Annotated in this window: 22 protein-coding genes; 15 read left to right on the top strand and 7 right to left on the bottom strand. The window is 67.8% G+C overall.

Annotated features, from left to right (window positions below):
- The 15 genes from QTI45_RS15835 (at position 1) to QTI45_RS15765 (ending at position 15,036) form a co-directional block, all read left to right on the top strand.
- Entirely contained in the window at positions 1-1,104 is a 1,104-nt protein-coding gene (locus QTI45_RS15835) for an LLM class flavin-dependent oxidoreductase (RefSeq protein WP_286655062.1), read from the top strand.
- Between the two features lie 34 nt (positions 1,105-1,138).
- A complete protein-coding gene (locus QTI45_RS15830) occupies positions 1,139-1,972 on the top strand; it encodes a class II aldolase/adducin family protein (RefSeq protein WP_286655061.1) in 834 nt (277 codons plus the stop codon).
- Positions 1,973-1,991: 19 nt separating this feature from the next.
- Positions 1,992-2,993, top strand: coding sequence for an ABC transporter substrate-binding protein (locus tag QTI45_RS15825; protein ID WP_286655060.1), 1,002 nt, complete (start codon positions 1,992-1,994; stop codon positions 2,991-2,993).
- Positions 2,990-4,087: an ABC transporter permease gene (locus tag QTI45_RS15820; protein WP_286655059.1), complete on the top strand. Its 1,098-nt coding sequence runs from the start codon at positions 2,990-2,992 to the stop codon at positions 4,085-4,087. Before QTI45_RS15825 ends, QTI45_RS15820 begins: the two co-directional genes overlap by 4 nt.
- On the top strand, positions 4,081-4,860 hold the full coding sequence (locus QTI45_RS15815; protein WP_286655058.1) for an ABC transporter ATP-binding protein: 780 nt from the start codon (positions 4,081-4,083) through the stop codon (positions 4,858-4,860). Before QTI45_RS15820 ends, QTI45_RS15815 begins: the two co-directional genes overlap by 7 nt.
- A gap of 30 nt (positions 4,861-4,890) precedes the next feature.
- On the top strand, positions 4,891-6,051 hold the full coding sequence (locus tag QTI45_RS15810) for a c-type cytochrome (protein ID WP_286655057.1): 1,161 nt from the start codon (positions 4,891-4,893) through the stop codon (positions 6,049-6,051).
- A gap of 38 nt (positions 6,052-6,089) precedes the next feature.
- The gene (locus tag QTI45_RS15805) at positions 6,090-7,046 is read left to right on the top strand and encodes an ABC transporter substrate-binding protein (RefSeq protein WP_286655056.1); all 957 of its coding nucleotides are present in this window, start codon (positions 6,090-6,092) and stop codon (positions 7,044-7,046) included.
- A gap of 110 nt (positions 7,047-7,156) precedes the next feature.
- A complete protein-coding gene (locus tag QTI45_RS15800) occupies positions 7,157-8,053 on the top strand; it encodes a LysR substrate-binding domain-containing protein (RefSeq protein ID WP_286655055.1) in 897 nt (298 codons plus the stop codon).
- A 166-nt stretch (positions 8,054-8,219) separates the two neighbouring features.
- Positions 8,220-9,245 (top strand): Gfo/Idh/MocA family protein, encoded by a 1,026-nt coding sequence (locus QTI45_RS15795; RefSeq protein ID WP_286655054.1) that lies wholly within the window; start codon positions 8,220-8,222, stop codon positions 9,243-9,245.
- Between the two features lie 11 nt (positions 9,246-9,256).
- A complete protein-coding gene (locus QTI45_RS15790) occupies positions 9,257-10,273 on the top strand; it encodes a Gfo/Idh/MocA family protein (RefSeq protein WP_286655053.1) in 1,017 nt (338 codons plus the stop codon).
- 55 nt (positions 10,274-10,328) lie between these two features.
- Entirely contained in the window at positions 10,329-11,276 is a 948-nt protein-coding gene (locus QTI45_RS15785) for a Bug family tripartite tricarboxylate transporter substrate binding protein (RefSeq protein ID WP_286655052.1), read from the top strand.
- A gap of 96 nt (positions 11,277-11,372) precedes the next feature.
- Entirely contained in the window at positions 11,373-12,116 is a 744-nt protein-coding gene (locus QTI45_RS15780; RefSeq protein WP_286655051.1) for a DUF3750 domain-containing protein, read from the top strand.
- A 36-nt stretch (positions 12,117-12,152) separates the two neighbouring features.
- Positions 12,153-13,520, top strand: coding sequence for an amidohydrolase family protein (locus QTI45_RS15775; protein ID WP_286655050.1), 1,368 nt, complete (start codon positions 12,153-12,155; stop codon positions 13,518-13,520).
- 61 nt (positions 13,521-13,581) lie between these two features.
- Positions 13,582-14,394 carry a tol-pal system protein YbgF gene (gene ybgF, locus QTI45_RS15770; protein ID WP_286655049.1) on the top strand — a complete coding sequence of 271 codons (813 nt, stop codon included), beginning with the start codon at positions 13,582-13,584 and terminating at the stop codon, positions 14,392-14,394.
- An 84-nt stretch (positions 14,395-14,478) separates the two neighbouring features.
- Positions 14,479-15,036: a dihydrofolate reductase family protein gene (locus QTI45_RS15765; RefSeq protein WP_286655048.1), complete on the top strand. Its 558-nt coding sequence runs from the start codon at positions 14,479-14,481 to the stop codon at positions 15,034-15,036.
- Positions 15,037-15,076: 40 nt separating this feature from the next.
- Here the strand turns inward: QTI45_RS15765 and QTI45_RS15760 are convergent, their stop codons facing one another.
- From QTI45_RS15760 to QTI45_RS15730, 7 genes are read right to left on the bottom strand one after another with little or no spacing between them, the layout of a single operon-like run.
- Positions 15,077-15,976: an amidohydrolase family protein gene (locus QTI45_RS15760; RefSeq protein WP_286655047.1), complete on the bottom strand. Its 900-nt coding sequence runs from the start codon at positions 15,974-15,976 to the stop codon at positions 15,077-15,079.
- 22 nt (positions 15,977-15,998) lie between these two features.
- Entirely contained in the window at positions 15,999-16,799 is an 801-nt protein-coding gene (locus QTI45_RS15755) for a transporter substrate-binding domain-containing protein (protein WP_286370629.1), read from the bottom strand.
- A gap of 31 nt (positions 16,800-16,830) precedes the next feature.
- A complete protein-coding gene (locus QTI45_RS15750) occupies positions 16,831-17,556 on the bottom strand; it encodes an amino acid ABC transporter ATP-binding protein (protein ID WP_286370630.1) in 726 nt (241 codons plus the stop codon).
- Positions 17,553-18,224, bottom strand: a complete 672-nt coding sequence (locus tag QTI45_RS15745; protein ID WP_286655046.1) for an amino acid ABC transporter permease — start codon at positions 18,222-18,224, stop codon at positions 17,553-17,555. The genes QTI45_RS15750 and QTI45_RS15745 overlap by 4 nt, the downstream gene beginning before the upstream one ends.
- Positions 18,221-18,904: an amino acid ABC transporter permease gene (locus QTI45_RS15740; protein WP_286655045.1), complete on the bottom strand. Its 684-nt coding sequence runs from the start codon at positions 18,902-18,904 to the stop codon at positions 18,221-18,223. The genes QTI45_RS15745 and QTI45_RS15740 overlap by 4 nt, the downstream gene beginning before the upstream one ends.
- Complete coding sequence (gene rbsK, locus QTI45_RS15735; protein ID WP_286655044.1) at positions 18,901-19,788, bottom strand: ribokinase; 888 nt, start codon at positions 19,786-19,788, stop codon at positions 18,901-18,903. The genes QTI45_RS15740 and rbsK overlap by 4 nt, the downstream gene beginning before the upstream one ends.
- Positions 19,789-20,562 (bottom strand): FadR/GntR family transcriptional regulator, encoded by a 774-nt coding sequence (locus QTI45_RS15730; protein WP_286655043.1) that lies wholly within the window; start codon positions 20,560-20,562, stop codon positions 19,789-19,791.
- Positions 20,563-20,566 lie beyond the last annotated feature (4 nt).

Here is a 20,566-nt window from a genome sequence, read left to right as displayed (position 1 = left end):
ATGAGCGACATCGAATTCATCGGCATGATCCAGGCCCAGAAGGTCTCCGAGATCCACCCCGCGCGCGGCCCCGCGATCGACCGCGACTACGTGCGCGCCTTCGCCCAGGCACACGAGCAGGCCGGCTTCGACCGCGTGCTGGTGCCGCACCACTCCACCAGCCCCGATGCGACCCTGACCGTGGCCTACGCGGCATCGGTCACCGAGCGCATCCACTTCATGCTGGCGCACCGGCCCGGCTTCGTGGCGCCGACGCTGGCGGCGCGGCAGTTCGCATCGCTCGACCAGTTCAGCGGCGGCCGGCTCGGCGTGCACTACATCTCGGGCGGCTCCGACGAGGAGCAGAAGCGCGACGGCGATTGGCTCGACCACGACCAGCGCTATGCGCGCACCGACGAATACCTCGAAGTGCTGCGCAAGGTCTGGACCAGCGACAAGCCCTTCGACCACGAAGGCCCGCACTACCGCTTCAAGGATGCCTTCTCGGAGGTGAAGCCGCTGCAGTCGCAGCACGGCAAGCCCCACGTGCCGATCTACTTCGGCGGCGCATCCGAAGCCGCGCTGCCGGTGGCCGGCAAGCATGCGGATGTGTATGCGCTGTGGGGCGAGTCGCTCGACCAGGCGCGCGAGCTGACCGGCCGCGTGCGCGCCGAAGCCGCGAAGCACGGACGCAGCGTGCGCTTCTCGGTCTCGTTCCGGCCGATCCTCGCCGAGACCGAGGAGAAGGCCTGGGAGCGCGCCGACGCCATCCTGGCCGAGACCCGCCGCCTGCGCGTGGTGCAGGGCTTCGGCCGCGGCGGGCCGCAGCAGAGCGAGGGCGCGCGGCGCCTGCTCGCCGCGGCCGAGAAAGGCACGCGGCTCGACAAGCGACTGTGGACCGCGGTCGCCCAGGAGATCGGCGGCCGCTCGAACAGCACCGCCCTGGTGGGCACGCCCGACCAGGTGGCCGAAGCCCTGCTCGACTACCACGAGCTCGGCGTGACCACCTTCCTGATCCGCGGCTTCGATCCGCTCGAGGACGCCGTCGACTACGGGCGCGAGCTGATCCCGCGCACGCGGGAGCGGGTGGCCGAGCGGCTGGCCGCGCAGCGCAAGGCCGCCTGAGCCCTCGATGCATCCACGTGCCCGAAGGAACCGAATGAGCGCCGTATTCGACATCGCCCGCGGCGGGGAACGCCCCCGCACGCGCCTCGCCCTCAACCCGGACCCGCAGCAGAAGTACTGGTTCGACCCGCCCGCGCCGCGCCCCAGCATCGAGGCCGAGCGCCGCCACCGGCAGGAGCGCCTGGCCGGCGCCTTCCGGCTCTTCGCACGCTTCGGTTTCGCACAGGGCCTGGCCGGCCACATCACGGCGCGCGACCCCGAGCTGACCGATCATTTCTGGGTCAACCCGCTGGGCGTGAATTTCTCGCGCATCAAGGTCTCGGACCTGCTGCTGGTCAATGCCCGGGGCGAGACCGTTGTCGGCGACCGGCCGCTCAACAAGGCAGCCTTCGCGATCCATGCGGCGATCCACGAGTACAACCCGAAGATCATCGCCGCCGCGCACACGCATTCGACCTATGGCAAGGCCTGGTCGACGCTGGGCCGCAAGCTCGACACGCTGACGCAGGATGGCTGCGTGTTCCACGACGACCACGCGCTCTTCGACGACTTCACCGGCATGGTGGTCGACGAGGGCGAGGGCCTGCGCATCGCGAAGGCGCTCGGCGATCGCAAGGGCGCGATCCTCAAGAACCACGGCATCCTGACCGCCGGCCCCAGCGTCGAGGCCGCCGCCTGGTGGTACATCGCGCTCGACAACGCCTGCCACACGCAACTGCTGGCCGAAGCCGCCGGCCAGCCGCAGCCTATAGCCGACGCGGTCGCGCGCCACACGCACGGTCAGATCGGCGGTCCCGAAGGCGCCCTTCATTCCTTCGAGAGCCTCTATGAAGGGCTGGTCGAGGCCGAGCCCGAACTGCTTGATTGATCCGGAGAGTCCCCACACCATGAACACCAATTCCCTTTCGCGTCGCGGCGTGCTGCGCGCAGGCGGCGCTGCCGCCGTCATCGCCTCCAGCGGCCTGATCGCCACGCGCGCCTGGTCGCAGCAGCGCAAGCTGAGCTTCGCCTGGAACGCCTCCGCCTTCTGCCTCTCGCCCGTGGTGGTGGCGCAGGAGCGCGGCATCTTCGAGAAGAACGGCCTGCAGGTCGAGCTGATCAACTACACCGGCTCGACCGACCAGCTGCTCGAGTCCCTCGCCACCGCCAAGGCCGACGCCGCGGTCGGCATGATCCACCGCTGGCTCAAGCCGCTCGAGTCGGGCTTCGACGTCAAGATCGTCGGCAGCTCGCATGGCGGCTGCGTGCGGCTGGTGGGCGTCAAGGAGGCCGGCGTCACCGACCTGCAGAAGCTCAAGGGCAAGACCATCGGCGTGTCGGACATCGCGAGCCCGGGCAAGAACTTCTTCTCGATCCTGCTCAAGAAGAACGGCATCGACGCCGACAAGGACGTGACCTGGCGCCAGTACCCGGCCGACCTGCTCGACATCGCAGTCAACAAGGGTGAGATCCAGGCGATCGCCGACGGCGATCCGACGCTCTACCTGATCGAGAAGCGCAACAAGGGCCGCTACCTCGAGCTGGCCTCGAACCTGTCGGGCGAATACAAGGACAAGGTCTGCTGCATCGTCGGCGCCCGCGGCGAGCTGGTGCGAAAGGAGAAGCCGGTGGTGGCGGCGCTGGTGCGCTCCATCGTGCAGGCCTCGGACTTCGTGGCCGAGAACCCGAACGAGTCGGCCAAGCTGTTCGCGAAGTATTCGCCCAAGGTGCCGGTCGAGGATCTGCAGGCGCTGCTCGGCACGCTGACCCACGCCCATCACCCGGTCGGCAAGAACCTGCGCGACGAGGTCGAGTTCTACGCCCGCGACTTCCGCTCGGTGGGGGTGCTCAAGCAGAGCACCGACCCGGCGCGGCTCGCCAACCACGTCTCGGTGGACGTGCTGGCATGACGACCGCCGGCAGCATCCTCGGCGCGCCGCGGCCTGCCGCGGCGCCGGCACCGGCGCCGGCGCCAACGCGGGCCCAGCCGCGGCGCGATGCGCCAGCCAGCGCCTCGCCCGCCCTGCGGCTGCAGGAGGCGCCCATCGCGGGCGTCTGGCGCACCGGCCTGGTGGCGGCGACCGCCTGGCTGGCCCTCGGCCTGCTCACCGTGTACTGGCCGAACCTCGAAGTCGGCTTCAGCGACTGGAACTTCACGCAGGAGTTCGGCTTCGCCGCGATCGCGGTGGCGATCGGGCTGCTGGCGGTGGCGCTGCTCGGCGCCCGAGCCGGGCGCATCGGCCGCAAGCTGCGCCCGGCCGGCCAGTGGCTGGTCGCCGCGCCGCTGCTGCTGGCGCTGTGGGAGGCGCTGACCGCCAAGCTCGGCGTGCTGCCGCCGCCCTTCTTCGCGCCGCCGCAGAGCCTGATCGACGTCGCCTTCGAGGACTGGAGCCGGCTCGGCCTGTCGACCGCGCATTCGCTGCGCCTGCTGGCGCACGGCTTCGTGCTCGGCGCGCTGGTCGGCTTCGCCACCGGCGTGTGGATCGGCTGGTCACGCATCGCGGGCTACTGGGTCCATCCGCTGCTGCGATTCCTCGGCCCGGTGCCGGCTTCGGCGCTGTTGCCGCTGGCCTTCTTCTTCGCGCCGTCGAGCTACGCGGCGGCGGTGTTCCTGGTCGGTCTCGCCACCTTCTTCCCGGTCGCGGTGCTGAGCTGGTCCGGCGTGGCCTCGGTCAACAAGAACTACTACGACGTCGCGCGCACGCTCGGCGCGCCGGAGTGGTTCCTGGTCCTGCGCGTCGCGGTGCCGGCGGCGCTGCCGCAGGTCTTCGTCGGGCTCTTCATGGGGCTCGGCGCCTCGTTCTCGGTGCTGGTCACGGCCGAGATGATGGGCGTGAAGGCCGGGCTCGGCTGGTATCTGCAATGGGCCCAGGGCTGGGCCGCCTACGCCAACATGTACGCGGCGCTGCTGGTGATGGCCGTGCTGTGCTCGGGGCTGATCACGCTGCTGTTCGCGGTGCGCGACCGCGCGCTCTCGTGGCAGAAGGGGACGGTCAAGTGGTAGTCGACACCACCACCACCACCGGCGCGCACATCGGCATCCGCGATGTCAGCCACTGGTTCAAGCAGGCCACCGGCGTGCTGCAGGTGCTCGACAGCATCGACCTCGAGGTGCAGCCGGGCGAGTTCGTCGCCCTGCTGGGGCCGAGCGGCTGCGGCAAGTCGACGCTGCTGCGGCTGGTCGCCGGGCTCGAACCCGCGACCGCCGGCACGCTGTCGCAGGACGGCGAGCCGATCGCGCGGCCCGATCCTTCCCGCATCGTCGTGTTCCAGGATCCGACGCTCTATCCATGGCGCAGCGTGTGGGACAACGTCGCGCTCGGCCTGCAGGCACGCGGTCTGCTGAAGACGCAGCGCTCGCGCGTGGACGATGCGCTGAAGCTGGTCGGCCTGAGCGACTTCGCGAAGAGCTTTCCGCACCAGTTGTCGGGCGGCATGGCGCAGCGGGTCGCACTGGCCCGCGCGCTGGTCAACGACCCGCGGCTGCTGGTGCTCGACGAGCCGCTCGGAAAGCTCGATTCGCTGACGCGGATCGCGATGCAGAGCGAGCTGGTGAACCTCTGGCAACGGGCCGGCTTCTCGGCGCTGCTGGTCACGCACGATGTGGAAGAGGCCCTGTTCCTCGCCAATCGCGTGGTCATCCTGAGCGACCGGCCAGCGCGCATCACCGCCGAACTCGTGGTCGACCTGCCCTACCCCCGGCATCGCGGCCATCCTCGGCTGGCGGAGCTTCGGCACGAAGCGCTGCGCCATCTCGGACTCGACGCGACATGGTGAGCACATGGTGAGCGCCCGCGACCCCGGGGCATGACCGTGCTGGCGGATGCCGGCTGGCTCAATCCCCTGATCGCGCTGCTGCAGGACGCGCAGCTGGGCCTGCTGCGCCTGCTCGCGTGGCTGGGGCTGGCCGGGACCAGCCACGGACAGCCGGCCTGGCCCTGGGGGCTGCGCCTCACGGGCGAGAACCTGCTGATCGATCTCGGGCAGGCACGCCGCCTGGCCCTGACGCTGGTCGTGCTCGCGCTCGCTACGCTTTGCCTGCTGCTGGCCTGGGCCTGGCGAGGCCGCCGCTGGTTCTTCGCCGCTGCGGTGCCGCTGCTGCTGCTCGTCGCGCCGTGGCCGGAGGCCGAAGTGGTGCTGGTGCCGGCTTACCCGACCAGCTTTCATCGCTCGCCCACGGGCTTCAGCGCCGACGCCATTGCGCAGGGGCGCGCGCTCTACGCCGCGCAGTGCGCAGGCTGCCACGGCGCCGACGGCCGGGGCCAGGGTCCGCTCGCCGCGGCACAGCCCGTGTGGCCGCCGGACCTCGCGGGACCGCTGCTGTGGCGACGCGCCGACGGCGACCTGCTGTGGCGCGTGCTGCATGGCACCATGGACCGTCACGGCCGCCCGACCATGCCGGCCTTCGAGCGGCTCACGGACAGCGAAGCCTGGGCCGTGATCGATTTCATGAAGGCCCAGGGCGCCGGCCAGAGCCTGCGCACGACCAGCATCTGGCGCCAGCCGATCGGCCTGCCCGACGCGGTCGTGCGCTGCGCGGGCCGCGAGCCACGCCGGCTCGCGAGCTGGCGCGGACAGCGCCTGCGCATCGTCGCGGCCGGTGCGACGCCCGAACTGCGCGAGGACCCGCGCATGGTCACCGTGCAGTTGCTGCCCGCCGACGGCAGCGCGGCTGGCCAGGCCGCGGACTGCGTCACCGATTCGGCCGCGGCGTGGGACGCCTTCGCCCTGATCGCCGGCACCGACCGGCTGGCCGGCACGCAGCTGCTGGCGGATCGCGACGGCTGGCTGCGCGCCCGCAGCCGGCCCGGCGATGCCGGCTGGTCGGAAGACGACCTGCTGTGCCGCACCGACGCCGCGCCGCGCGGCACCGCGGCCGGCGCAGCGCCCGCCGACGGGCTCGGCGCGCTGATCGCGCGCATGGATTCGGAGCCGGTGCGCTTCCTCAAGGGCGGCTTCGTTCACTGAGCGGCCGCCAGGTTTTTCACTTTCAAAGGAGTTTCCTCATGACACAGGCATCGCGCCGCCAGTTCGTCGCTCATTCGCTCGCCGCCGGCGCCGCGCTCGCCCTGCCGGCGGCCCGGCTGCATGCGCAGGCGCGCCCGCTGCTCAAGGCCGGCGACCAGAAGGGCGGGCTGCGCGCCCTGCTCGAGGCCGCCGACGGCCTCGACGGCCTGGGCTACGACATCCAGTGGTCGGAATTCCCGGCCGCCGCGCCGCTGGCCGAGGCGCTCAACGCGGGCGCGGTCGACTCCGGCCCGATCGGTGATGCGCCGCTGGTCTTCGCCCTCGCGGCGGGCACGCGCGTCAAGGCCATCGGTGCGAACCGCTCGGATGCCTATGGCACGGCCGTCCTGGTCCGGCCCGATTCGCCGCTCAAGACGGCCGCCGAGCTGAAGGGCCGCAGCATCGCCACCAACCGCGGCTCGATCGGCCACTTCGTCACGCTCAAGGCCATCACCGCGGCCGGCCTCAAGCCGGAGGACGTGACCCTGCGCTTCCTGGCGCCGGCCGATGCCAAGCTGGCGCTGACCCAAGGCTCGGTCGACGCCTGGGCCACCTGGGAGCCCTACACCGCACTGGCCGAAACGAGCCAGCATGCGCGCGTGCTGGTGAGCGGGCGCGGCCTGCTGCCGGGCTTGAGCTACCTCGCAGCCACCGACGCGGCGATCGCGGCCAAGCGGCCGGTGCTGCAGGACTTCCTGCAGCGCGTGGTCAAGGCCCAGGCCTGGTCCTACCGGAACGTCGATGCGTTCTCGGCCACGCTGGCCAAGATCATCGGCATCCCGCCCGAGGCCGCGAAGCTGCAGTTCGAGCGTCGCCAGCAGAAGTGGGTGCCGATCGACGCCCAGGTGATCGCCGACCAGCAGCGTACGGCGGACTTCTACCAGCAGGTGGGCCTGATCCGGCAGCCGCTGGATGTGCGGCCGACCTTCGATATCGGCTTCACGACCGGCGCCTGACGACAGCGTCGGCGGACCTCCTGCGCAGGTCGGGGCGTCGCCGGGTCCGGGTGGGGGGCAAGGTCGGCAGACAATGGCGCGCCAAAGCGCACCGGACCGGAGGGACCCCCATGGATTTACGTCAGCTGAGCTATTTCGTTGCCGCAGCCGAAGAGCGGAATCTCGGCCGTGCGGCCGAGCGGCTGCACATGTCGCAGCCACCCTTGACCCGGCAGATCAAGGCATTGGAGGAAGAGGTCGGAGCGCAGCTCTTCGAGCGGGCACCTCGCGGCATGCTGCTGACCCAGGCCGGCGAGGCCTTGCTGCAGGACGCACGGGACATCTTCGGACTCGTCGACCAGGCCGCCGATCGCGCGCGGCGCGTCGGCAGCGGCGAGACCGGCCGCATCGACGTCGGACTTCACGGGTCCGCGATGTTCGGCGTCGTCCCGCAGCTGCTCGCCCGCTTCTCGCAGGCGCATCCGGAGGTGGAGGTGTCGCTGCACCATGGGCAGACGCCCCAGCAGGTCGTTGCGATCCGCCAGCGCCGGGTCCTGGTCGCCTTCGAGCGGATGGTGCCGCTGGATGCCGACCTGGCGGTCGAACTCGTGGCCAGGGAGCGCCTGCTGGTCGCCATGAGCGATGCGCACCCGTTCGCCGGGCGCGAATCGGTTCCGGTGGCGCTGCTTCGAGACCAGCCCATCGTCACGGCATCCTCGCGGTCGGCGCCCGCCATCACGCTTCGCCTGTGCCGGAATGCAGGCTTCGAGCCCCGGTTCTCGGGGCAGGCCGGCGACCTCGTCATGGCCACCCTGATGACCGGGATCAGCCGTCAACTCGCGCTGGTGCCGCAGTCCATGGCCAACCTGCAATTGCCCGGGGTGACCTACGTGCCCCTGGAGGCCGGCAGCGAAGAAGCGTTCATGGAGGTGCATTGCTTCTACCGCAAGGACGAGGCTTCGCCGGTCCTGCAGCGAATGCTCGAGGTCGTGCGCGAGTTCGGCAGCCAGGCGCGAACGGTTCGCTGAGGCCAGGCAGGCCCGCTCGGCGGGGCACCGATACCCGCACGGTATCGATCCGATCGAATTCGGAATTGGACATTCGAGCCGGGGGCTTCGAGACTGCCGGCTCCGCAGCACGAGGCGGCGCAGCCCGCGCCTCCCGGCGCTGCGGAACTGCAAGAGGACGCGCCGCATGATCAGGTTCGGAGTCATCGGCATCGATCACCGGCACGTCTTCCACCTCATCGAAGGGCTGCTTCGGGCAGGCGCGACCTGTGCGGGGTATTTGTCTTCCACCACGGATCCGCGGGTGCTGGAAGGTGTTCGAAACCGCTTCCCGCAACTCAGGGAGCTGCGCCACGCCGACGAACTGCTTCAGGATCCCGCCATCGACCTGATCGTCACGGCGGGTGTGCCCTCGGAGCGGGCGCAGATCGCCATGGCCGCCATGAGACATGGCAAGGACGTTCTCACGGACAAGCCCGGCGTCGTCAGCCACGCGCAGCTCGAGCAAGTCCGGTCGACCGTGCGCGAGACCGGCAGGCTGTTCGCCATCTGCTTTTCCGAGCGGATGATCGTGCCTTCCGTCGCGACGGCCCGGAGGCTGATCGCTGACGGCGCGATCGGCGAGGTCATCCAGACGCTGGGGCTGGGGCCGCATCGGCTGAACCAGGCCATCCGTCCGGCCTGGTTCTTCGACAAGAGCTGCTACGGCGGGATCCTGGTGGACATCGCGTCGCACCAGATCGACCAGTTCCTGGTGCTCACCGGCTCCAGGGATGCCAAGGTCAACCACGCCGGCGTGGCGCACTTCGGCAAGACGACGCCCGAGGACTTCGAGGACTTCGGCGAAATCGCGCTGGCCTCGGCCTCGAACGGGGCGCGCGGCTACATCCGTGTCGACTGGTTCACGCCGGACGGCTTGCCCACCTGGGGAGACGGGCGGCTCTTCGTTGCCGGCACGGAAGGCTCCATCGAGATCCGCAAGTACGTCGACATCGCGGGCCGCGAGGGCACGGACCATCTGTTCCTGTGCGACCGCAGCGGCGCCCGCCATCTGGACTGCACCCACGAGCCGATCACCTTCTTCGACCAGCTGGTCGATGACGTGAAGCAGCGCACGCAATCCGCCATCAGCCATGAACACGCCTTCACGGTGTGCCGGCTGGCACTCGACGCGCAAGCACGAGCACAAGCAGCCTCGGAGCCATCACGGTGAAGCGGATCGGCATGGCTCTGATCGGACTCGGGCCTGGCTCGCAGCCGCACCTTGCCAGCTTGAGCGAGTTGCAAGACCGGGTGGACCTGCGCTGGGCCGTCACGAAGAGCGACCCGGAGAACGCCAGGGCGATGGTGCCCGCCCATACCCGGGTGACCGACACCATCGAGCTCGTGCTGCAGGACCCGGGCGTGGAAGCCGTCATCGTGGCCACGCCCGCCCACACCCATCTGGCGATCGCGGGTCAGGCGCTGGCGGCTGGCAAGCACACCCTGGTCGAGAAGCCGCTCGACGTGAGCCTCGCCAGGGCCGAGGAGCTGGTCAAGCTGGCGGCGGGCACCGACTTGCGCTTCGGCGTGGTCCTGCAGCATCGCTTTCGACCCGCCGCGGTGCGCCTGAGGGAGTTGCTCTCGTCCTCCGCGCTCGGCGAGTTGCAGGCGGGGGTTCTGCAGGTGCCCTGGTGGCGCTCGCAAGGCGGCTACTACGACCAGACCGGGCGTGGCTCGGTCGCGCGCGACGGCGGAGGCGTTCTGCTGACGCAGGCCATCCATGCCCTGGACTTGTTCCGCAGCCTGGTCGGCGTGCGCGACGTGGTCGCTTCCCGCGTGCGAACGACCGCCATCCATCGCATGGAAACCGAGGATTTCGCTGCAGCGCTGCTCAGCCTGGGCAACGGTGCGCCCGGCGTCCTCATGGCCACGACCGCGATGTACCCCGGCCGCGCAGAGTCCCTGGAGCTCGTGTGCACCCATGCGACAGTCTCCCTGGTGGGCGGCAGCCTGCGCGTGCTGTTCCATGACGGGCGGACCGAAGTGATCGCCGGCGAAGCGAAGTCGGGCAGTGGCGACTCGATCATGGATTTCTCTCCCGCGGCCCACATCGCGCTGCATCGGGATTTTCTCGAGGCGATCGCGCATGGCCGGTCGCCGGCCGTCAGCGGCGAAGAGGCGCTCGAGACGCACCGGCTCATCGAAAAGATCATCGCAGCCGGCGAGTTCGAGCCCGGACCGGCCGCATTGCCGGCCTGAGGCATCCGACGATTCCCCAACCAAAACAGAGGAAGACATGAAGACGACGAAAAAGATGGCATGGGTGCTCGCGCTGTTCACGTGGGCCGCAGTCGCGGTTGCCCAGGATTTCCCGAGCAAGCCGATCAGGATCGTGGTTCCGTATGCGCCCGGCGGCACCACCGACGTGCTGGCGCGATTCCTGGGCCAGAGGATGTCCGGCAACCTCGGCCAGCCGGTGGTGATCGAAAACCGGCCGGGTGCGGGAGAGGCCATCGGCGCCGGGGTCGTCGCCAAGGCCCCGGGGGACGGCTACACCTTGCTGCTGTCGACGATGACGACCCAGGCGATCAATCCGGTGCTTTACCCCAAGCTCTCGTTCGATGCCTCGAAGGAGCTCACCGCGATAGGCCGGGTCGCCGACGTGCCCGCGATGGTCGCGGTGCATCCCGCCGTGCCGGCAGCGAACATGGCCGAGTTCCAGCGCTTCCTGAAGGCGAACCCGGGCAGGAACTATGCGTCCCCCGGGGCGGGAACCCCGAACCATCTGGCGACGGAGCTGTTCAAGAAAGCCGCAGCCGTGGAGGTCGTGCACATCCCCTACAAAGGCGGGGCGCCGGCCGTGCAAGACCTCATGGCGGGGCAGGTGGACTTCATGCTCATACTCGCCCCGGAGGCCATGCCGCTCGTCAAGTCGGGCAAGCTGCGCAGCCTCGCGATCACGACGCCACAGCGCTCGCCCATGTTCCCGGACCTGCCCACCGTATCCGAGTCGGGCATCAAGGACTTCGAACTGGTGGTCTGGTACACGCTGCTGGCCCCTTCCGGCACGCCGAAGGATGTGATCGCCAAGCTGAACAAGAGCTTGAATGCGGTCCTGGACGAGAAGACGACGAGGGACAAGCTCGCTGAATTGAGCATCCAGCCGGCGGGCGGGACACCGGAGGAAGCGATGACCCACGCTGCAAAGGAAGCCGTGAAGTGGAAGAAGGTCATCGAGGAGTCGAACATCAAGGTCGACTGAGCCCTTGCCGGTTTCTATTTCGTTCCGCCAGGCCGCCACCGCGCGCATACTGGCGCGATGGTCAAAGCCTCTTCTTCGCCTGCGCTCCGGAGGCGCTTGCCGCGCTGGTCGCTGGTGTTGCTGGGGCTTCTCGGCGTCTTGATGCTCGGGCCGATCGGTGTGCTGGCCTCCGGCAACCTGGACCTGAACACCCCTTGGCACATGACGAGCCGCGAGAGCACCAGACAGGCGCCCAGCCCTGCGGCCGAACCCGGTGCAGTGGTGCAGGTCTATGGCGCTCGCATCGTGCGATGGCGCGGCGCCTTCGGCATCCACCCCTGGATCGCGGTCAAGCGCGCCGGCTCGGAGCGCTACACCACCTACCACATCGTCGGCTGGCGGGCGCGCCAAGGCGGCGATGCCTTGGTCATCAGCGAAGTCGACGCCCCGGACCTGCAGTGGTTCGGCGCCTATCCGCAGCTGCTGGCGGATCACCGGGGTGCCCATGCAGAAGCCCTGATCGACCAGATCGAATCCGCGGTGACGGCCTATCCCTGGCGCGAGTCCTACCGACTCTGGCCCGGCCCCAACAGCAACACCTTCGTGGCCTGGGTGGCCCGCCAGGTGCCCGACTTGCGCCTGGACCTCCCGCCCACCGCCATCGGCAAGGACTACCTCGGACCGACCACCTTTGTCGACCACGCACCCAGCGGCACCGGCTGGCAAGTGTCGTTGCTGGGCCTGGTGGGCGTGACGGTGGCACAGGACGAGGGCCTGGAACTGAACCTGCTGGGGCTTGGCTTCGGCATCGACGTCGACGACATGGCGCTGCGCGTGCCAGGTTTTGGGCGGCTGCCCTGACGCGGCGGGTCTTCGTGATCAAACCGGGGGACCACCATGCATGACAGCGACCCTGAGGGCAAGCGCCTTCCCATCAAGCTCGACAGCACCTCGAATGGCGAGTTCGCACCGGTGTCGCTGTGGCCGGCGAACATCGAAGCCAACCGCCTCGCACACGAGGCCGCGGCAACCAACGCGAAGCGGCTGGGATGCTCGAAGCGAGCATTCCTGACCTCGTCATGTGGCGCGGCCAGCACGCTGCTGGCCTTCAACGCGGCCAACGCCGCGGCCGGAAGGACCGGCGGCTTCTTCGAGCTGCCCCGCGACGCCATGCTGGACATGCAGCTCGCACGCGCGCAGGTCGGCCCCGCCAGGCAGGAGTTCATCCTCGACGTCCAGGGTCACTTCATCGACACGCCGAAGGGTAATTCGAAGAGCGCGGAGGTCTTCCTCAAGGACGTGTTCATGGACAGCGACACCGACGTGATGGTGCTGTCCTTCGTACCCTCCGCCCGGGATGCCGAGCCGGTCACGATCCAGGCCGCCGACCAGGTCCGCCGGCTGGTCGACAAGCTCGAGGGGACGCACCGGCTGCTGCTGCATGGACGCGTCAACCCGAACCAGCCCGGAGACCTCGAAGGCATGGACGAGCTGCACGAGAAGTGGGGCATCAGCGCCTGGAAGACCTACACGCAGTACGGACCGGACGGCAAGGGCTACTTCCTGCACGACGAAGTCGGCATCCGGTTCATCGAGAAGGCTCGCGCACTGGGCGTCAAGAACATCTGCATCCACAAGGGGCTGCCGTTCGGAGCACGGTCCTACGAACACAGCCAGTGCAGCGACATCGGCGTCGTCGCCAGGCGCTACCCGGACGTGAACTTCCTTATCTATCACTCGGGCTTCGTCAGCACGGTGACCGAAAGGGCCTACGACGCGAGCGGCAAGAGCGACGGCATCGACACGCTGATCACGTCCTTGCGCAAACACCAGGTCCCGCCGAACAGCAACGTCTACGCGGAGTTGGGCAGCACCTGGCGCTTCCTGATGCGTGACCCCGAACAGGCGGCTCACGCCCTGGGCAAGCTGATCGTCGCGTGCGGCGAGAACAACGTGCTGTGGGGCACGGATTCGATCTGGTACGGCTCACCGCAGGACCAGATCCAAGCCTTCCGCACCTTCCAGATCTCGGCGGAACTGCGCGAACGGCATGGCTATCCCGAGATGACGCCTGCGCTGCGGGCCAGGATATTCGGCCTCAACGCCGCGAAGGTGTACGGCTTGAAGCCGGCGGAAGTGAAGCGATACACCGACCGCGACTCGGTCGCCCGGAAGCGCATGGCCTACCTGGAGAAACCCGATCCTCACTTCAGGACCTACGGGCCAAAGACGCGACGCGAGTTCCTCAGGGGGTTCGAGTCATGACCCTGATGACATGAGTCACACTCCTTCAGGATCAAATTGACGATCGCGTTGGGGGATCGAAATGGCCCCGCTGACTGTCTTGGGGGTGTTTTTCCGGGCTTTTCTTGGCGGCGACTTTCGCCGTCGGGCAGGTGCTGCATTGATGGGCGCGGGTGTGGCGTGCTCGATGGGCTGCACCGTGGGGCATGGCCTGTATGCCCTTTCGGCCGTGAGCGCCATCGAGTTGCGACACAGGGTCTCCAGTTCCCAGCAGCGCGTCGCAGACGACCTGAAAAAATCCAATGAGGACAATGTCCAGCTTCGTCGCAGCATGCTCGATCTTTCCAACCAGATGGAGGCGTTGCGCAACGAAGTGGCGATCGTGCGCGGACAGAACGAGGGGCTGACCCATGGCATGGCCGATATGCAGCGAAGCCAGACGGGCACGGAACGGAGTGCTGGCGAGCGCAATGTTGCGTCGACCATGGTCTTGGTGGATGGCCAGCGGTTTGTCGTCGGGCCGGCCGAGAAGCATGAATTTGAAGCGGCGATTGCCACCCTTCGCGAAGGCGACATTGCCCAAGCACAAGATGGTCTTGTGGCTTTTCTCAAGCATTACCCGCAAAGCAGATACAAGCCTTCTGCACTGTTCTGGCTGGGCAGCGTCCAGTACGCCCAGCAAAACTACCTGGAGGCTGAAGTCAGTTTCCGGGCGTTGGTGACGGCCGAGCCCAGCCATCTGCGCGCACCCGACGCGCTGTTGTCTGTGGCCGATTGCCAAGTAGAACTCATGAATGTCAAAGCGGCCCGCCGGACGTTTCAAGACGTCGTGGAGGCGTATCCAGAATCCGAAGCCGCTGACGTGGCCGAGGAGCGCCTTGCCAATCTCCAATGAGCCGGGTATGAGAAGAGCCAAGGGCGAACGAGGCGCCCGGGGCGGGCGCTCGTCGAACATGAATATCTTTGATCGGAGGACACCATGGGTCTCTTGACCTTCAGCATCAACGTCACCCTGGACGGCTGCGTCGACCACCAGGAAGGAATCGCCGACGACGAGACGCACGCCTTCTTCACCCGCCTCATGGACGAGGGCGGGGCGATGCTGTGGGGCCGCGTCACCTACGAGATGATGGAGAGCTACTGGCCAGCGGTCGCCCGCGGCGACGCCGAGGCACCGCCGGCGATGCGCGAGTGGGCAGTCAAGCTGGAGGCCAAGCCGAAGTACGTGGTGTCCTCGACGCGACAGGACTTCCCGTGGACCCACAGCCACCACATCGCCGGCGACCTGCGCACGGGCGTACAGAAGCTCAAGGACGCGACCCCGGACGGCGTGCTCCTCGGCAGTGGCAAGCTCGCGACCGCGCTGGACCGGCTGGACCTGATCGACGAGTACAAGGTGCTCGTCCACCCCAGGATCGCCGGCCACGGCCCGACCCTGTACGAGAGCGGGCTGTCCAGCACGCGACGGCTCGCGTTGATCTCTGCGACGGCGCTGCGCAGCGGCGCGGTCGCCATGCACTACCGGCGCGCGCCCTGACTCGGAGGTGGGTCACTTCGCCTGGCACGTGCCAGGCTGTCTACGACCGACGACCCACCCCGATGCGATAAATGCGGCGTGCGTTCTCCACGAAGAGCTTGGCCTGCTCCTCGGCGCTGAAATCTCGGACGCATGACGCGAAGCCGTCGAAGATGTCCTGGAACGATGCACACAGGCTGTCCACGGGGTAGTTGCTTCCGAACATGCAGCGATCGACGCCGAAGATCTCGATCACATCCAGCACGACGCGCCGGTTCGCGTCCAAACGCCATTGGCCTCCGGCTTCGCCGATGCCGCTGATCTTGATGGCGACATTCGGATGTGCAGCCATGGCGGCCAGTGCAGAGCGCCAGGAGCGAAGGCCTTCTTCACTGCGATCGGAGGGCATGCCCGCATGGTTGATGACGATGCGCGTGCCCGGGAAGTCGGCGGCGACACGCGCCGCCTCCTGCAAGTGCCACCAGGGAGTCTGCAACTCGTAGTGCAGCCCGAGCGGTCCCAATCGCGCATAGCCCTGCAGCCAGGCGGCATCCGTCATGCCGCCCGGCGCACCGCCGGGCGCCGCATTGGCGCGAGGCTTCTGGCGCACACCTCGCACGAAGTCGAAGACAGCCAGCTGCTCCAGCGTTCCGGCCGCGTCAGGCCGATCCAGCCAGGCTTGCCCGATCGCAACGGAAGGCAGTCCGCATCGCTCGCGCAGAGACCCGATGAAGCGCATTTCGCCCATCGGATCGCGCGGGTCCCACTCGGCTTCAACATGGACGCTGCCGAGCAGGTTCACGCCCGCCGTGTCGCGCGCGTAGTCCGCCGGCAGGTAAGGCCGATTGAGCCTGGAGTGGTCACCGTACCGATGGTGCGGCTGCCCGGGGTCGTTCAGCCATGGGTAGCGATGCGCCTGCGGGTCGAGAAAGTGGTGATGGGTGTCGATCAGGGACAGCATCGGCCATCACCCCTTTCGCGCTTTACTTGACCCATTTCTCCACGACGTCCGTCGGGATCTCGGCGCCGTGGTACTTCTTGAAGATCTCGTTGAGCTTGCCGTTGGCGTGGTTCGCCTTGACCCAGTTGTTTACCCACGCCAGAAGCTGTGCATCTTCCTTGCGCACGCCGATGCCCAGGTCATTGACGCGCAGCACGAACTTCTGCTCGAGTTGCCGGTTGGGTGCCTTCTCCTTCATGGTCTGGAAGAGCGCGTTCGACGTCCCCACGAGGTCGGCCTGGCCCGTCACCACGGCGGTGATCACGCCGGCATCGTCGTCATAGCGAACAACCGTCGCACCTTTGGCATTCTGGGTGAGGTCGGTGTCCTGGGTCGTGCTGCGGTTGACGGCAACGCTCTTGCCGGCCAGGTCGGCCATGCTTTTCACGTTGGCGCTCTTGATCCCGCCCACCAGCGAGATCTGCGGTGCGTACGGGATCGAGTAGTCGATCACCTTGGCGCGCTCGGGCGTCCAGGCCAGCGTGGAAATGATGATGTCCGCCTTGCCGGTCTGCAGGTTGGGGATGCGCGTGGCGCCAACGGTCGGCACCACTTCGAGGGCGACGCCGAGGTCCTTCGCCAGCAGCACGGCCACGTCGTAGTCGGAGCCGGTCGGCTTCATGTTCGCATCGGTCATGCCCGAAGGCGGCACCGCCAGGTCGATCGACACACGGATCTTCTTGTCCGCACGGATCTTGTCGAGCGTATCCGCTTGTGCGCCAAAGGCGACCGCGGACAAGGCAGCCAGCATCAGTGCGCGGCGGATCAGGTGCTTGAGGGTCATGGTGTCTCCTGTAGTTGTGGGGGAAGAACTCTCAAAGGCCGGTCCCGAGGAACTCCTGCAGTTCCCGTGTCTGCGGCCGGTCGAACATCTCGCGGCCGCCTTGCTCCCAGACGCGGCCCTGGTGCATGAACAGGGTCGTGTCGGCGACGTTGCGAGCGAAGGCCATTTCGTGGGTGACCAGAACCATGGTCATCCCTCCGGCCGCGAGATCGGCCATCACCTTGAGGACCTCGCCCGTGAGTTGCGGGTCCAGCGCCGACGTCACTTCGTCGAACAGCATCACCTGGGGCTCCATCGCGAGCGATCGTGCGATGGCCACACGCTGCTGCTGCCCGCCGGAAAGCTGCTCCGGGTAGCTCTTCGCCTTGTCGGACAGGCCGACTTGGCGCAGCACGCGCTCGGTCAGTTCCTTCGCTTCGTCGCGTGTCTTGCCTTTGCTGTGGCGCGGCGCCAGCGCGATGTTCTCCGCCGCCGTCAAGTGCGGGAACAGGTTGTAGCTCTGGAAGACGATGCCCACATCGCGGCGCAGCTGGCGCAGGTCGAGCTTGGGATCGCTCACCTCGTGCCCGGCCACCTGGATGCGGCCCTGATCGATGCGCTCGAGCCGGTCGATGCAGCGCAACGCCGTGCTCTTGCCCGAGCCGCTGCGTCCGATGATGGCGAACACCTCGCCCTTGTTCACACTGAAGCTGACGCCATCCAGCACCTTCAGGGCGCCGAAGCTCTTGTGGACGTTCTCGAGCAGGATGATGCTCATGCCGGGGCAACCTCCACGCGATGGGCGACCAGCAGGCGACGTTCGAGCTGCCGGCTCCACCACGACAATGGGAAACAAAGCATGAAGTAAAGACCGGCAACGAGCATGTAGACCACGAACGGTTCGAAGAGCGAGTTGTTGACCACTTGTCCGGCGCGGGCCAGTTCGACGAAGCCGACCACCGAGGCCAGGGATGTGTTCTTGACGATCTGCACCATGAAGCCCACCGTGGGAGGCGTTGCAATGCGCAAGGCCTGCGGCAGGACCACCAGGCCCATGCGCTGCACCCTTGAAAGCGCAAGACACTCGGCGGCCTCCCACTGCGTGCGGGGAACGGCCTGGATGCAGCCGCGCCAGATCTCGCCGATGTACGCGCTGACGTAGATCGTCATGGAGATTCCGGCCGCCACCAACGGGGGCAGGCTCAGGCCGATGATGCTCAGGCCGAAGTAGGCGAGGAACATCAGGATCAGAAGCGGCGTGCCTTGGACCAGTTGCACGTAGGCCATCGAGAGCCAGCGCACCGGGCGGATCGGCGAGATGCGGCACAGGGCCACGATGAAACCGAGCAATCCGCCACCGACGAAGGCGATCAGCGAAAGCACCAGGGTCCATTTCGCGCCTTGCAGCAGGAACACCAGGTGATTGGCGTTGAAGGCGCTGTTCACAGTGGCGTTCCCAGCTTGCGGCGGCGGGTGAAAAGCGCCTGCCCGGCGGCCCAGAACGCACCGCGCATCAGCAGCGACAGCACGAGGTAGAACACCGCGACCACGGCGTACGTTTCGAACGACCGGAAAGTATCGGACTGCACCCGGTTCGCGATGGCCGTCAGCTCTTCCGCCGAGATCTGCGACGTGATGGAGGTTGCCAGCATCAGAAGCACGAACTGGCTGGTGAGTGCGGGATAGACGCGCTCCATCGCCGGACGCAGGATCACGTGCCAGTAGACCTGTGCACGCGAAAGCGCGAGGCACTCGGCAGCCTCGACCTGGCTCTTGTGGATCGACTCGATGCCCGCGCGCATGATCTCGGCGGTGTAGGCACCGATGTTGATGACCATCGCCAGCACCGCGGCGAAGAAGGCCGGCACCTTCAGGCCAATGCTCGCCAGGCCGAAGTACACGAGGAAGATCTGCACCAGCAGCGGCGTGTTGCGTATCGCCTCGACGTAGATCGCGCACGCGCGCGCCACGAAGCGGTTGGGGCTGCCACGGCCGATGGCGCACAGCGTGCCGATGAGCAGGCCCAGCAGTGTCGCGGCCACCGACAGCTTGATCGTGAGCCACGCGCCGTGGACGAACAGCGGCCATTGCGCCAGGACGCTGGTGAAGTCGAACTTGTAGGTCACGGCTCGACCAGTTCGTGGAGATAGGGAATGGACGCCTGCGCGCCGGACCGCGTGACGCAGATCGTTGCCGCCTGAATGCCACGCATGACGGCAGCGTCAATGGACGCCCCCGCGGCGCGCGCAGCACACATCGCGCCGATGAACGTGTCACCGGCTGCCGTGGTGTCGACCACCTGAACTTCCATCGCGGGGAAGTGGCGGCAGCCGTCGTCGTCGGCGAGCACCACGCCCTGACTGCCCAGCGTCACGATCGCCGTTGAAGGTCCTCGCTTTCGGATCGACAACGCGGCGATTGCAGCATTCGCCGGATCGGTCACGGGCAGGTCGGCGAGCTCGCCGGCCTCGATCTCGTTCATGACGATGATGTCGACCAGCGACCAGAGTTCGTCGGGCAGCTGGCAGACGGGCGCCGGGTTCATCACCACGACCGCTCCCTGTGCATGCATGCACCGGGCGGCCACCACGACCTCGGCCATCGGGACTTCGCACTGCAGAAGCAGGAACTGGCCCGCAAGTGCCTCGGCGCCTGCCTTCAGCAACTCGTTGGCGCCGGGTACCAGCGTGATCCGGTTCTCGCCCTCGGCGTCGACCATCACGACCGCCACGCCGGTGCTGCCTGTGACCGAGCGGACGTTGGTGACATCGACCCCGTCCGAAGCGAGCGCATGGCGCAAGACCTCGCCGAAGTCGTCGTCGCCGACGCATCCCACCATCGCCACCTTGGCGCCTTGCCGGGCGCAAGCCACCGCCTGGTTTGCGCCTTTGCCACCCGGATTCGTGAGGAAACCGAGCCCCCGCAACGTCTCGCCGGCCCGTGGTGCACGCGCCACGCGGACCATCAGGTCCATGTTCAGGCTGCCGAAGACGACGATGGAAGCGGCCACTCAGGGCACCCGTTGGGTGACGGGTGGCTTGCTGCGCCGCTGCGCGCCCACGTCGGCAGCGTTCTCGCGCAGGTTCGCGCCGATCTCGAAGTGCTCGGCGAGCAGTGCATCTGCTTCGGACGCGTTCTTGCGCCGGATCGCCAGCATGATGGCCTCGTGATGGTCGACGAGATACGCGTCGACGCCTGGCACGCTGGCAATGACCCGCCTGCGTTCCGTATGCGATTGCTGCAGCAGCTTGGCGACGGCCGCGTACACGCTGGAGAGTGCCGGCGAGTGCGCCGCGTCCACGATCATCGTGTGGAAGTAGAAGTCCGCCGCGCCGCCCTTGACCGGATCGCCGATGGTCTCCTTGATGGCCTGCACGGCTTGCGCGAGTTTGTCCAGGTCCTGCGCGAGGGCGCGTGAACACGCCAGGCGGATCGCCTGCCGCTCGATCGCGATGCGCGCCTGCATCACGTCGTCCACGGCTCCCGCTTGCTGGGCCAGGACGAGGCCGAAGTAGTCGGAGAGTGCCGTGAAGTTCGGTTCGCGCACCACAGTGCCGAAGCCGCGCCTGATCTCCAGCGCGCCCAGCGTTGCCAGCGCACGCAACGCTTCCCGGATGACCGGCCGGCTCACTCCGAGCGCGCTCGCGAGGTCGCGTTCCGGCAGGAGCCGATCGCCGGTCTTCAGTTGACCGGTCACCAGTTGCTCGCGCAGGAACGACACCACGCGGTCATAGCCGTCTTCACTGCCGTCGGACTGCTGGACGATCTTGATCGGCTTGTTCATCGCG

Source organism: Variovorax saccharolyticus, assembly GCF_030316765.1.
GTDB classification, from domain to species: Bacteria; Pseudomonadota; Gammaproteobacteria; order Burkholderiales; family Burkholderiaceae_C; genus Variovorax; species Variovorax saccharolyticus.
Note: the sequence above shows the minus strand (reverse complement) of the source record. Positions and strands in the feature narration are given on the sequence as shown.

Excerpts from the sequence above, each read along its gene's own strand:
- QTI45_RS15835 (WP_286655062.1), top strand. The coding sequence starts at position 1 with ATGAGCGACATCGAATTCATCGGCATGATCCAGGCCCAGAAGGTCTCC.
- QTI45_RS15830 (WP_286655061.1), top strand. The coding sequence starts at position 1,139 with ATGAGCGCCGTATTCGACATCGCCCGCGGCGGGGAACGCCCCCGCACG.
- QTI45_RS15825 (WP_286655060.1), top strand. The coding sequence starts at position 1,992 with ATGAACACCAATTCCCTTTCGCGTCGCGGCGTGCTGCGCGCAGGCGGC.
- QTI45_RS15820 (WP_286655059.1), top strand. The coding sequence starts at position 2,990 with ATGACGACCGCCGGCAGCATCCTCGGCGCGCCGCGGCCTGCCGCGGCG.
- QTI45_RS15810 (WP_286655057.1), top strand. The coding sequence starts at position 4,891 with ATGACCGTGCTGGCGGATGCCGGCTGGCTCAATCCCCTGATCGCGCTG.
- QTI45_RS15805 (WP_286655056.1), top strand. The coding sequence starts at position 6,090 with ATGACACAGGCATCGCGCCGCCAGTTCGTCGCTCATTCGCTCGCCGCC.
- QTI45_RS15800 (WP_286655055.1), top strand. The coding sequence starts at position 7,157 with ATGGATTTACGTCAGCTGAGCTATTTCGTTGCCGCAGCCGAAGAGCGG.
- QTI45_RS15795 (WP_286655054.1), top strand. The coding sequence starts at position 8,220 with ATGATCAGGTTCGGAGTCATCGGCATCGATCACCGGCACGTCTTCCAC.
- QTI45_RS15790 (WP_286655053.1), top strand. The coding sequence starts at position 9,257 with ATGGCTCTGATCGGACTCGGGCCTGGCTCGCAGCCGCACCTTGCCAGC.
- QTI45_RS15785 (WP_286655052.1), top strand. The coding sequence starts at position 10,329 with ATGGCATGGGTGCTCGCGCTGTTCACGTGGGCCGCAGTCGCGGTTGCC.
- QTI45_RS15775 (WP_286655050.1), top strand. The coding sequence starts at position 12,153 with ATGCATGACAGCGACCCTGAGGGCAAGCGCCTTCCCATCAAGCTCGAC.
- ybgF (WP_286655049.1), top strand. The coding sequence starts at position 13,582 with ATGGCCCCGCTGACTGTCTTGGGGGTGTTTTTCCGGGCTTTTCTTGGC.
- QTI45_RS15765 (WP_286655048.1), top strand. The coding sequence starts at position 14,479 with ATGGGTCTCTTGACCTTCAGCATCAACGTCACCCTGGACGGCTGCGTC.
- QTI45_RS15760 (WP_286655047.1), bottom strand. The coding sequence starts at position 15,976 with ATGCTGTCCCTGATCGACACCCATCACCACTTTCTCGACCCGCAGGCG.
- QTI45_RS15755 (WP_286370629.1), bottom strand. The coding sequence starts at position 16,799 with ATGACCCTCAAGCACCTGATCCGCCGCGCACTGATGCTGGCTGCCTTG.
- QTI45_RS15750 (WP_286370630.1), bottom strand. The coding sequence starts at position 17,556 with ATGAGCATCATCCTGCTCGAGAACGTCCACAAGAGCTTCGGCGCCCTG.
- QTI45_RS15730 (WP_286655043.1), bottom strand. The coding sequence starts at position 20,562 with ATGAACAAGCCGATCAAGATCGTCCAGCAGTCCGACGGCAGTGAAGAC.